The sequence below is a fragment of the Fretibacterium fastidiosum genome (genome assembly GCF_000210715.1).
Taxonomy (GTDB): Bacteria; Synergistota; Synergistia; order Synergistales; family Aminobacteriaceae; genus Fretibacterium; species Fretibacterium fastidiosum.
Window position 1 is genome coordinate 1,355,470 of record NC_021038.1, and the last position, 12,039, is coordinate 1,367,508.

Below are 12,039 nucleotides of genomic sequence, written 5' to 3' on the forward strand. Positions count from 1 at the left end.
TCCGCCGCCCTCAACGCTCCAGGCGAAAGCTGACGGGCACCCGGGCGCGTATCCGTCCGGGGTGGTCGAACCGCCAGGTCCGCACCGCGCGCAGCGCGGCCTCGTCCAGCCGGGGGTACCCGCTCCCGTGCTCCACCTGCGCGTCGGTCACGCGCCCCGACTGGATGGTGATGAGGATCGTCAGACGCCCCTCCTCCCGACGTTTGCGCGAGAAGAGCGGGTACTCCGGCGGCGTCCTGGAGAGAATCCTGAGCGTCCCCACGTCCACGGGGCCCGTCTCGGCCCCCGGACCGGAGGACGTGCCCTCGCCGCTCCCCACAGTGCCGCTCCGCCCGCCTCCGAGGCCGGAGCCTCCGGCGTTCGGCAGAGGGGCCCGACCCCGCACTACGGTCGGGGCCTCGCTTGGCGCTTCACGCACCGCGGGGTTGGCAACGGGTTGAGGCTGGGGTTCGAGCTTCGCTTTGGGAACTGGTTTGCGCTGCGGTTTGGGGCTCTGTTGCGTTTTTTTCGCAGGGGCAGTTTTTCTCCGTGGATCGATCTCTCTTTTGGGTTCGTCCTTCCGGAGCGGGGCGGATGGCGGGGACAGAAGATCGGTCCACACCTCGTTCCCCCGGTCGCCGCCCCCGACCGGGTGGGGCGGGCCAGGGACGCGCGCCGGCCGGAGCAGGGTGAGCCTCATGGCGGGACGGGACTCGGTGACGTTCAGGCCGATGGGAAGGAGAAAGAGCACCGCGTGGAAGGCCAAGCTGAGGGCTGCGGGAAGCGCCCACCGACGGATATCTGAGCAGCGACTCATGGCACTGCGACGCCCCGAAGGGCCAGGCCCGCGCGGTCCAGCCCCTCGTGCCGAAGGAGCTCCAGGAGCTCCGCGACCGCCCCGTAGGGAGCCGCACGGTCGCCCGCCAGCAGGACGTCCCGGCTCTCGGCCACGGCGCGGGCCGCCAGGGTGGGCACGTCCGCACTCGCAGCCGGGGTCCCGTCCCAGAGGACCGTGCCGTCCGCTTTCACCGAGACCAGCAAGGTCCTGTCCTCCCTCGGCGGAGTTCCCTCCCCCCGGGGCAGGTCCACCTCCACCCGCCCCTGCACGAAGCTCGTCGTCAGGACGAAGAAGATGATGAGCATGAAGAGCACGTCGATCAGGGGAGTGATGTCCAGGTCCACCTTCCTGCGGGGCCGAGTCCTCATGACTCGGGACGCCCCGCTTCACGGACGGCGCGCTCGCGAAGCAGAAAGTCCACCCCGCGCTCCAGCGTCTCCGCCTGGGAATCGACGGCCCCCTGAAGCAGACTGTGGGCTAGCACCATCGGGATCGCGGCAACCAGCCCCGCAACGGTGGTGAAGAGCGCCTTCCAGATTCCCCCGGTCACGGCGATCGCGTCGACGGCCCCACCCTGGTGGAGCGACCGGAACATCTCCACCATGCCCAGCACGGTGCCCAGCAACCCCAGAAGCGGCGCCACACGGGCCGTTACCTCCAGCACTGGCAGATGCCGCTCCCATCGGTAGAGCTCCCGCCGAATCCGACGCTCGGCCAAGAGCCTCACGGTCTCGTCCGGCAGCTCCCAACACGAGAACACCGCTGCAAAGAGCCGATGGAGTGAGCTGTTTCCCGCTTCGGCAAGGGCCAGGGCGGTTTGCAGGTCCCCGTCACGCAAAGCCCGGCCCAGCCCGACCTCCAGCCTTCCAGGGTCCGTCCGGCTGCGGGTGAAGAAGAAAAGCCTCTCCAGGACGACGGCCAACGCGACGAACGAGAGCAGGGCGATGATCCACATGATGCCGCCACCGGCCCGCATATACTCCAGCATAAGTCCACCTCCGAAAATCCCCTGGAGAATCCAATCGTCCCACGCCCCCCTTACAAAGGGGCCTTTCGCCTCCCCTGAAAGGGGAGGTGCCGCCAAAGGCGGCGGAGGGGTTATCCTTCACGCTCAGCAACACCCCCCAGCCCCTCCGGGGCAGCCCCCTTGCAGGGGGGCCAATGCGCCACTTGCTTTCGCCTCCCCTGGAAGGGGGGCCGAAATCACCTTTCATGCCGTTCACGTCTCAGCAGGAGCCACAGGAAGAAAGAGGCTCCCATGCAGGAAGTGAGGACACCGACGGGGATTTCTGCAGGAGCCCAGAGCGTTCGGGCAGCGGTGTCGCACGCCACCAGAAACGCCCCTCCGAACAGCGCCGAGGCGACGACGAGCGTCCGATGGACGGGGCCGACGAGACGGCGACAGATATGGGGCCCCATGAGCCCGATGAACCCGACGGGGCCGCACGCCGACACACTGGCAGCCACGGCCAGAGAGACCCCGACGAACAACCCGATCCTCAATCGCTTCACGGACACGCCGCGACTCTCGGCCAGTTCCTCCCCACAGAGGAAGAGGTCCAGCTCCGGCGCACAAAACACGGCCACCGCAAGGATAAACAGCAACGCAGGCAGTGTGGTCCACAGCGTTCCAAAACCCACCGCCTGAACGCTGCCCATGGTCCAGCGCGCCATCCTGAAGGTGTCCACATAGTTGCCCGTATACTGAACGATCAGCGTGAGGCTGCTGAAGAGAAAGCTGACGGCGATGCCGGACAGGAGCAGAGAAGACGTGCTCCTGCGCCTCCAGGACCCGGCGGCGCAGACCACGATCGTCGCCACCCCCGCCCCCAAAAAGGCCGGAACGGAGAGCCCGGACTGCCCAGAAAGGAGGGAGACGGTCAGCCCCAGCCGGATGGAGAGCACGGCGCCGAAGGCCGCCCCGGTCGAGACCCCCAGCATGTCCGGCGAGGCCAGGGGGTTCCGGAACAGGGCCTGGAACACCGCGCCGCAGACGCCGAGTGTGGCCCCCGTCACCCAGGCCAGACAGACCCTCGGCAGCCGAAGCTCCCAGAATATCCTGTGCCCCTGCCCTTCTCCCGGCCAGATGTCCCGCCAGGAGAGCGCGTGCATCCCCACCAGGGGCGCGACGACGAGGACTGCGGCGGACAGGGAGAACAGGACGAAGAGGGCTGACCTGCGTCCTCTCATCGCAGCATCCGGGCCGGGGCGACGAAGGGGATCGTCTGCCCCGCCCCCAAAAAGGAGTGAAAATCCGTCCCGAAGACCTCCCCCAGGATGGACGCGTCCCAAAAATCCCGGCTCGGCCCCTCATGGCATATTTTTCCGTCCCGGAGCGCCAGCACGCGGCCCGCCGCGGAGAGGGCAGCGTTGACGTCGTGGGTGACCATCAGGATCGTAACGTCCCGCTCCCCGCCGATCCGCTCCATCAACTCCAGGATCTCCGCCTGATGCAGATAATCCAGGGAGTTCAGCGGCTCGTCCAGAAAGAGCACGTCCGTCCCCTGCGCCAGGGCCGCGGCGATGAAGGCCCGTTGACGCTCGCCACCGCTCAACGCGCCCATGGGACGCGGGGCAAACGCTTCCGCTCCAGCCACGTAGAGCGCCTCGCTCACGGCCCGCTCGTCCTCCCGCGTCCAGCCGGAGAAGGCGTCCCGCCAGGGGAACCGCGACATCCGGACGAACTCCTCCACTGTGAAGCTCCAATCCCCTTCCCCGCTCTGGTGGACCCAGGCGATGCGTCGGGCGATCGCCCTGGCCGACAGGGAGACGACCGGACGCCCCTCGAGGAGCACCACCCCGGAGAAGCTCCGGCAGAGCCCGCCGAGGCAGCGCAGCAGGCTGCTCTTGCCCGCTCCATTAGGCCCTACGATCGCCACGAAGTCCCCCCCGTCGGACCGAAAAGTTGAGCCCGTCCAGAATACGCCGGCCTCCCAGCGTCAAAGTGAGGCCGCGGACCTCGAAGAGCGGCGGATTCATCGAGGCAGGGCTAAGGAGGAACTAGCGGGCCGCAGGGGCCTGGTCATCGGACAATGCCCCGGGATGGATGCAGCGCGCGAAGGCCTCGACGATCTGAGGGATTCGAGGCCCCGGACGGAGGAGGAAGGTCCCCCTCAGGATGTGGACCCTGCCCTCCCGAACGGCCCTGACGTCTGAGAGACGCAGCCACGGCGCCATGAGGTGTTCGGAGCTGAACACCCTGTCGGGGTCGGCCGCGTCGGGGGCATGGTAATAGGACTGATCGCCCACCAGGTCGAGGATGACCTCCGGGTCGATCTTCAGGACCCCCTCCTGGGATATCTTCACGTAGGAGGGGCCTTCCTCCACGGCGTTGACTCCGCCGGCCATTCGAATCAGTTCGTTATAGAAGTTGCCGGACGGCCCCGCAACGTAGAGGGTCTCAAGATAGTCCAGCGTGAGCTCCCGTGAAACGGAGAGCAGCACCCTCGGTCGGGGGAGGTCCTTCAGCCGGGACGCCAGTGCGTCCAGACGGCTCCGAATCTCTGCCACCCTGGCCTCGGCCCGGTCCTGCACCCCACAGAGCTCTCCCAGCTCCAGGATTCCCCTGCAGATGTCCTCCGTCGACTCCTGGCTCAAAATGTAGTAGGGGATGCCCAGGGCCTCCAGCTTGGGAGCCAGCTCCTGACGGTGAAGGTCCTGAAGCACCAGAAGGTCCGCGCTCATGACGACCAGGCTCTCCAGGTTGACCTCCGTGAAGCCCCCGGCCTTCGGCTTCAGCTTCGCCTCCGGCGGGTAGTCGCAGAACTCCGTGACCCCGGCGATGCGGTCCTCCAATCCAAGGTCAAAAAGAATCTCCGTCCCGACCGGCGACAGGGAGACGATTCGGGCCGGAGCGGCTGCCGCAGCGGCAGCAAACAGGAGCAACAACGACAGGGCAACGCAAAAATGCCGACGAACGCGCGTCAGGAACATGAAATCCCCTCCCTCGATTTTTGCCGGGGACGTCCGCTCTGCCCCCGTTCAGGACAGCGGCAGCCCCTCGCTGAAGGACCACGCCGTGTCGCAGGCAGCCTTACGCCCCACCTTAAATTAAAGGTCGTTCCACTTCCTGTTCTATTCTACCTCATAACGCGCAGCACGAGGGGAGGTGGTCCGAAGGGCCGGAGGGCAGCCAGACGACACGACTTACGGACGCCGACAGGCGGTCGGCGTCGTGTCGGTCGGCTGAGGGCAATGACCGCAAGCTGGACGAGGTGGAGTTCGCGGACGGGACCGTGTGGACCAGGGAGGACGTCAACGCGATGGAAAGCGGGACCTCCGGCAGCGCGCCGTTCATGTCGCCCATGCAGCTTCAGGCAGCCCTCGATGACTTTGGGGCGTCTGCGCCAGCCTCCCTTCTTTCGATGAGTGCGATGAGTGAAGCGATGGGGCCTGAGGATTATGCAGGTGCGCAGCTCCGGATGGACGTTGCCGTGGCCGGCCTGGCCTTTGATTCGGCGGACTCGGACAAGGTCATCGACTTCTCCGCGGTTGCATCTTCCACAAACGCGAACGCGCTGACCGTCTCCATGGCGTCGGAGAATGGTCTGGAAAAGCATTTTGAGGTGTGAGCAGGCTAAAAGCAAACCCCTCCGCCTCACTTCGTTCGGCACCTCCCCTTGCAGGGGAGGCAAAGCAAGGGCGCGCTTTTCTGGGCCTCCTGCAAGGGGGGCTGCCCCGCAGGGGCTGAGGGGTTGTCGTTGAGCGTGAGAAACAACCCTCCGATTCGCTGACGCGAACCACCTCCCCTTGCAGGGGAGGCGAACCGTAAGGAGAGCAGCGAGGCTCAAATTGATGTTCGACGAAGTTCATGACCCAACGCATAGAGCCGGCGATCCGGAGGAGATAAAAAGGGAGAACCTACGGCTGTTTGACGACGCCCTCCTGGCGCTTGCCGTCGCCGCTCAGATCGCCGGCCTTCCAGCAGACCCGGAAGGGCTGCGGCGCGCTTTTCCTGCGAGCGACGCCGGCGCCCTTCCGCTGACCTTGCTGCGCGCAGCAAGGAGCCTTGGGCTGAAGGCGAAGAGGATCGAGACGTCTCTCGAAAAACTTGACCGAATGCCTCAGCCCACGCTCCTGCTGCTTCCCGATGGACAGGTGTTCGTCCTCCTCGCGGCAGATTTCAAGAAGGACAAAAAGCGGGTCATGTTGCTTCGCCCCGGCGAGAAGCAGCCGTTCGTCTGGGACTGCGCCCGGCTTGAAGAGGTCTGGCACGGCGACGCCATCCCGCTGGTCCGCCGCTTCTCCTTCGCGGAGCTGGGGCGGAAGTTTGGCATCGGCTGGTTTCTCCCCGTCATCTTGCGCTTCAAGCGGCACCTTGTCGAGGTGTTCGTCGGCTCCTTTTTCCTTCAGACGTTCGGCCTCATCACGCCCCTTTTCAGCCAGGTCATCATCGATAAGGTCCTCGTTCACAAAGGGCTCTCCACCCTGGACGTGCTCGTGATCGGGCTGTTCCTCATCAACGTTTTTGAGATGGTGTTGAACGTGACCCGCACCTACGTCTTCTCCCACACGACGAACAGGGTGGACGTCATCCTTGGAGCGAAGCTCTTCAAGCACCTTCTGGCGCTGCCTCTGCCCTATTTCGAGGCCCGGACGGTGGGGAGCACCATAGCGCGCATCCGGGAGCTTGAGACCATCCGGTCCTTTATCACGGGAACGGCGTTGACTGTCGTGCTGGACCTCATCTTCACCATCGTTTTCATCGCGGTGATGTTTTTCTACAGCCCCACGCTGACGCTGATATCCCTTGCGGCGCTGCCGTTTTTCATCGCGCTCTCCGCGATGGCGACCCCTGCCATCCGCGAGCGGCTGAACCGGAAATTCGAGCGCAATGCGGAGAATCAGTCGTACCTCGTCGAGATGGTGACGGGAATTCAAACGGTAAAAAGCCTCGCCATCGAGCCGCAGTTGAACGGCCGGTGGGAGGGGATGCTGGCAAATTATGTTCGTGCCTCCTTTCGGGCGGGGTTCCTGAGCAGCCTTGCAGGCGGCGTGGCCCAGCTAATCCAGAAGACCTCCACGCTGGCCATCCTCTGGTTTGGGGCCCGGATGGTGATGAAGGGGGACTTCACGGTCGGCCAGCTCATCGCCTTTCAGATGCTCTCCGGACGGGTGACGGAACCCATCCTGCGGCTTGCCACGCTGTGGCAGGATTTTCAGCAGGTGCGCGTCTCCATCGAGCGCCTGGGCGAGGTGCTCAACTTCCCGGCGGAGCCGGAGAGCACGCCCGGCCGCAGCTCTCTGGGGCGCGTCAGGGGCCGCATCGAGTTCGATCACGTACAATTCCGCTACAAAATGGACGGCCCGCCGATCCTGGATGACGTCAACCTCGTGATCGAGCCGGGGACGACGGTGGGCATCGTGGGGCGGTCCGGCTCCGGCAAGAGCACGTTGACGAAGTTGGTACAGCGCTTTTACGTTCCGGTCAACGGCCGCGTCCTGGTGGACGGCGTGGACCTGGCGCAGGTCAACCCGCCGTGGCTGAGACGGCAGATCGGCGTCGTGCTTCAGGAGAGCTTTCTGTTCAACCGCAGCATCCGGGACAACATCGCCGTCGTGGACACCGCCGCCCCGCTGGACAGGATCATCGCCGCAGCGAAGCTGGCGGGTGCCCACGACTTCATCATGGAGCTTCCCGACGCCTACGACACGCTTGTGAGCGAACGCGGCGCTTCCCTGTCGGGAGGGCAGCGTCAGCGCATCGCGATCGCCAGGACGCTCATGACGAACCCGCGCATCCTGATCTTCGACGAGGCCACCAGCGCGCTGGATTATGAGTCCGAGCGCATCATCCAGCACAACCTCCAGGACATATGCAGGGGCCGCACGGTCTTCATCATCGCGCACAGGCTCTCCACGGTGCGCATGGCGGACGTCATCATCGCCATGGACCGGGGCCGCATCGTTGAACGCGGCACGCACGACGAGCTTCTGGGCAACGCGGATGGACTGTACAGCTTCCTCTACCGCCAGCAGGCGCTTCTGGGCGACGAAGGCTCCTGGGAAGGAGGGCGGAAAACGTGTTCGGCTTGAAGAAGCGAGAGGAGAAGCTCAAGCGCATCGGGGAAGCGTGGGACCGCACGGAGCTGGAGTTTCTCCCGGCGGCGTTGGAGATCGTCGAGACGCCGCCCGCGCCCCTTGGACGCGCCCTGCTTTGGATCATCGTGCTCTTTTTCCTGTCCGCTCTGGCGTGGTCCATCATCGGCACCGTGGACGAGGTAGCCGTCGCCCCCGGCAAGGTCATACCCTCAGGGTACACGAAGGTCGTTCAGGCGAACGACTCCGGCATCGTGCGGAGGCTGAACGCTGCAAACGGCATGCCGGTGCGCAAGGGCGACGTGCTGATCGAGCTGGATGCCGTCATGGCGGAGGCCGACATGCTGCGCCTGCGGAAGGAGAGGGACTTCTATCGCCTGGACCTCGCCCGGCTGGAGGCGGAACGGGACGGGAAAGACTTCAAGGTCCCCAGGGGGACGTGGGACCCGGCGATCCTCCTCAACCAGCAGGAGCTCTCAAAGACGCGGCGGCGCGAATTTCGGTCGCAGATCGGCGCATTGAAGCAGAGGACCATGGCGGCAAGGTCCGCCCTGCGCAGCGCGCAGAGGGCGCGGGAAAAGTACGCGGCGCTGCTGCCCATCGTCTCCGGGCAGAGGGAGCGGATGGAGGCGTTGGCGCAGGACGGCACGGTGTCGCTCCTGGAGCATCAAAACTACCTGCAAAAGGAGATCGAGACGCGTCAGGACCTCCTCGCGCAGGAGGCGGAGGTGGAGCGAAACGGGAACGCCGTCTTTGAATGTGAAATCGAGTTGGAAAAAGCCCAACACGAATGGCGCGCGGAGGTCGTCGAGCGGATCGTGGACGACAAGAAGCAGCTTCAGGCGGTGGAAGAGGAGTTGGTGAAGGCGGAGGAGAAAAACAGGCTGAGCCGAATCACCGCGCCGATAGACGGCATCGTGCAGCAGCTTGAGATCCATACGCTTGGCGCCGTCGTCACCCCGGCACAGCCCCTGATGCTCATCGTCCCGGAAGGCAGCGGCGTGGAGTGCGAGGTATGGCTCGAGAATCGGGATATCGGCTTCGTATACGCAGGGCAGACGGCGGAGGTGAAGGTCGAGACCTTCAGCTTTCAGAAGTACGGCACGCTGGACGGCGTCGTCAGGTCCGTCGCCACGGAAGCGAAGGAAGACGAGAAGCGGGGCCTGATCTACCAGGTGCTGATCGCGACGTCGCGGGATCATTACGTCATCGACGAGGAAAGGGTTCCGCTGCTCCCCGGCATGTCCGTTACGGGCGAGATAAAAATTCGGCGGAAGCGGATCATCGAATACTTCCTGGACACCTTCAAACGGTATGTGAGCGAGTCCCTGAGGGAGCGTTAGGCGGTAAAGAGCATGAATATGCCTTGGAAACGCACGGTTTTGACCTTGTGCTTTTGGCTTGCGCTCTGTCACGCGTCGCCTGCGGCAGAGCAGGAGGTGCCGTGCGCCGAGGCTTACATCTGCTTTGGCGACGAGCGGCTGGAAGGGCTTCTGCGCCTCGCCGCCGAAGGGCACCCCAGCGTCCTCGCGGCGATGGAGAGGATCAAACAGGCGAAGGAGGACGCAAGGCTCGGCGCCGCTGCGCTGGGCCCGACGTTGAGCGTCGGCGGCATTGCCCGCAGTGAGCCGGACAGGGAGCTCTACAACGCCTCCCTGAACCTCGTGCAGACGCTCTACGCGGGAGGGAGCCTGAGGGCCAACGCGCGGGCAGCCCGCCTGGCCCTCTCCGCCGCAGCGGCGGAGGGCATCCGCAGGTATCAGGATACCTTGAAGGAGGTTCGGCTGCGCTATTACGACTGTCTGCGGGCGTGGGGACACGTTCAGGTGTCGAGGGAGGCAGTGCGGCTCGGTGAGGAGCACCTGGGCCACGCGGAGAAGCTCTTCAAGGGCGGCATGGTCCCGCGAGGGGACGTCCTTCGCGTCAGGGTTTCCATCGCGCAGGGGCGCCAGGAGCTGGCGTCGGCACAGTGCGATTTCGAGATGAGCTTTGCGGCGCTTGAGCGCGCGACCGGGGTCGGCTTGAACTTGAAGGACCTTCAGGATGCGCTCTCGCAGGAGGCGATGGAAACGTTGACGCCGCCCGTTTATGTCGCGTCTGGCGACGGGGCCGCTTCGTGGCGGCCGGAACTGCGGGCCTACGAATTTTACGTGGAGCGCGCAAAGCAGCTCCTCCGCGCTGCGATGGGAGAACGGGCTCCACGCGTCACCCTGTCGGGCCGTTTGAACACGACGCGGGACGACAGCTCAGCGACGGACGACCAGTGGTACGCGCAGCTCGAGGTGCAGTGGACGCTCTACGACGGCCAAACCGGCCGGGCGCAGAAGCGCAAGGCAAAGGCGGCCGCACAGGAGATGCTGTACGCGCTTCGGGACATGACTTTCCAGATCGACCAGGAGATAAGACAGGCATCGAGCCAGCTCCGAGCGTCCGAGACGAGGTTTGCGCTGGCGAAGGAGCAGATGGCTGCGGCGCGTGAGGCTCATCGCATGGTGCTTCAGCGCTACGCGCTGCAGATGAGCTCTAACGTTGACGTCATCGACGCAAAACAGGCCTTGATTCAGACGCACGCAGCTTACGTGGACGCGGTGTTCGACATTGCGGCGGCCCAGGTCGGCCTGGTCCACGCCCTGGGGGTGGACATCCCGTACCAACCGGCGTTCAGGGTCAGGGAGACGTTGGGAAGGGTCCCTTGAGCTCACGCAGTGGAGCGACAAGACAAAACGCCTCTTGCAGGGGGCCCAAAAGCGCGCCTCTGCTTTTCGCCTCCCCTGAAAGGGGAGGCAAGGCATATTAAACGCGAATTGGTATCAACGACAACCCCTCCCCTTCGGGGAGCCTTCCGGCAGCCGTTCGCCCTTGCTCACGGGCCGTCAGTTCCAGCCCCTGCGGGGCAGCCCCCCTTTCAGGGGGGCTTTTCTTTCCCTTTAGACGCAAATTGGTATGAAAGCTTGTTCCAGTGCCCCATTTCCGAGCAATCGCTGGCACGGTTCGATGGTGTTCCTTAAATATACTATAATGAGAACCGGCCCCACACAGGGGCGGAAGGGTTATGATTGGGTACATGACTATCGCTCAGGAAAAGACGAGGCCGTCGAGGGGAGAGCTCCTCGGCGTTGAATTGGAGGTTCGCCGGTATCCCGACCCGGTGCTGAAGAAGGTTGCGGAGCCGGTTACGGTCTTTGACGACGAGCTGGCTGACTTCGTCGGCAAGATGCGCACGGTGATGCGCGTCAGCGACGGGGTGGGGCTGGCCGCGCCGCAGGTGGGAGTGCTCCGGCAGATCGCGGTTGTCGATTATAAGGAGGAGGCCTACGACCTCATCAACCCCCGCGTTCTGGAGCAGGGGGGCGAGCAGGAAGGGGAGGAGGGCTGCCTCAGCTTCCCCGGCATCTACGCGATGGTGCGGCGCCCGGAGTGGGTGCGCGTCGAGGCGCAGGACGTGCGGGGGGAGGTCCACGTGCACGAGGCGTCGGGGTTCCTCGCGCGGGCCTTTCTGCACGAGATGGACCACTTGAACGGAAAGCTCTTCATCGATTACCTGTCCCCCCTGAAGCGCGGGGCGATTCGCCGCAAGATGATGAAGAAAAAGGAGGGCTGAGGTGCGGCTGTGGTTCATCGGCGGCGGCCCCTTTGCCGCGCGCTGCCTCGAGGCCCTCGTCCGACGCCTCCCCGTTGAGCGCGTGGTCACCGGGACCCCAACCCGGGGCGGCCGCGGCATGGCGGAGATCCCCTCGCGGGTGGAGGAGCGCGCCCTGGCGTTGGGCCTTCCCCTTGAGCGCACGGGGCCCCTCGGCAAAAACGAACCGCTCCTGACGGCCCTGGCGACGGAACCACCCGACGCGGTCCTGGTGGTGGACTTCGCCCAGCTGATCCGCGAGCCCCTCCTGAGCGCGCCGCGCTGGGGGTGCCTGAACGTCCACCCCTCCCTCCTGCCGCGCTGGCGCGGGGCGGCGCCCGTTCCCCGATCGCTGATGGGCGGCGACGCCCGGACGGGGGTGACCGTCTTTCGCCTGACGCCCGCGATGGACGCGGGGCCCATCCTGCGTCAGGCTGCGGTGGAGGTCGGGGTAGGGGAGACGGCGACGGAGCTCTACGACAGGCTGAGCGCCCTGGGCGCGGAGATCGCTGCGGAGGGGCTGTCAGCGCTGGAGTCCGCCGGAGACGACTTCGCCGACCTGTTC

11 protein-coding genes and 1 pseudogene are annotated in these 12,039 nt (G+C 65.3%); 6 read left to right on the plus strand and 6 right to left on the minus strand.

The window, feature by feature from the left end; genetic code table 11:
- Positions 1 to 10 precede the first annotated feature (10 nt).
- From SY1_RS06230 to SY1_RS06255, 6 genes and pseudogenes are all read right to left on the minus strand, one after another.
- Positions 11 to 319, minus strand: coding sequence for an energy transducer TonB (locus tag SY1_RS06230; RefSeq protein ID WP_208873094.1), 309 nt, complete (start codon positions 317 to 319; stop codon positions 11 to 13).
- A gap of 473 nt (positions 320 to 792) precedes the next feature.
- On the minus strand, positions 793 to 1,185 hold the full coding sequence (locus tag SY1_RS06235) for an ExbD/TolR family protein (RefSeq protein WP_015556527.1): 393 nt from the start codon (positions 1,183 to 1,185) through the stop codon (positions 793 to 795).
- Positions 1,182 to 1,805 (minus strand): MotA/TolQ/ExbB proton channel family protein, encoded by a 624-nt coding sequence (locus SY1_RS06240; RefSeq protein ID WP_015556528.1) that lies wholly within the window; start codon positions 1,803 to 1,805, stop codon positions 1,182 to 1,184. Before SY1_RS06240 ends, SY1_RS06235 begins: the two co-directional genes overlap by 4 nt.
- 215 nt (positions 1,806 to 2,020) lie before the next feature.
- Entirely contained in the window at positions 2,021 to 3,007 is a 987-nt protein-coding gene (locus SY1_RS06245) for a FecCD family ABC transporter permease (RefSeq protein WP_015556529.1), read from the minus strand.
- Positions 3,004 to 3,702: pseudogene (locus SY1_RS06250) on the minus strand (ABC transporter ATP-binding protein); the annotation flags it as partial. The gene SY1_RS06245 and the pseudogene SY1_RS06250, both read right to left, overlap by 4 nt.
- A gap of 115 nt (positions 3,703 to 3,817) precedes the next feature.
- Positions 3,818 to 4,750, minus strand: coding sequence for an ABC transporter substrate-binding protein (locus tag SY1_RS06255; protein WP_015556530.1), 933 nt, complete (start codon positions 4,748 to 4,750; stop codon positions 3,818 to 3,820).
- A 143-nt stretch (positions 4,751 to 4,893) separates the two neighbouring features.
- Here SY1_RS06255 and SY1_RS06260 point away from each other — a divergent pair, with 143 nt between their 5' ends.
- The 6 genes from SY1_RS06260 to SY1_RS06285 form a co-directional block, all read left to right on the plus strand.
- Positions 4,894 to 5,388 carry a calcium-binding protein gene (locus SY1_RS06260; RefSeq protein ID WP_341524224.1) on the plus strand — a complete coding sequence of 165 codons (495 nt, stop codon included), beginning with the start codon at positions 4,894 to 4,896 and terminating at the stop codon, positions 5,386 to 5,388.
- Between the two features lie 223 nt (positions 5,389 to 5,611).
- Entirely contained in the window at positions 5,612 to 7,852 is a 2,241-nt protein-coding gene (locus SY1_RS06265; RefSeq protein WP_015556531.1) for a type I secretion system permease/ATPase, read from the plus strand.
- Positions 7,840 to 9,198: an HlyD family type I secretion periplasmic adaptor subunit gene (locus SY1_RS06270; RefSeq protein WP_208873099.1), complete on the plus strand. Its 1,359-nt coding sequence runs from the start codon at positions 7,840 to 7,842 to the stop codon at positions 9,196 to 9,198. Before SY1_RS06265 ends, SY1_RS06270 begins: the two co-directional genes overlap by 13 nt.
- Positions 9,199 to 9,294: 96 nt before the next feature.
- A complete protein-coding gene (locus SY1_RS06275; protein WP_208873101.1) occupies positions 9,295 to 10,551 on the plus strand; it encodes a TolC family protein in 1,257 nt (418 codons plus the stop codon).
- A 368-nt stretch (positions 10,552 to 10,919) separates the two neighbouring features.
- Complete coding sequence (gene def, locus SY1_RS06280) at positions 10,920 to 11,456, plus strand: peptide deformylase (RefSeq protein WP_208873103.1); 537 nt, start codon at positions 10,920 to 10,922, stop codon at positions 11,454 to 11,456.
- Between the two features lies 1 nt (position 11,457).
- The coding region (locus tag SY1_RS06285) for a methionyl-tRNA formyltransferase (protein WP_208873110.1) at positions 11,458 to 12,039 on the plus strand (582 nt) is incomplete at its 3' end.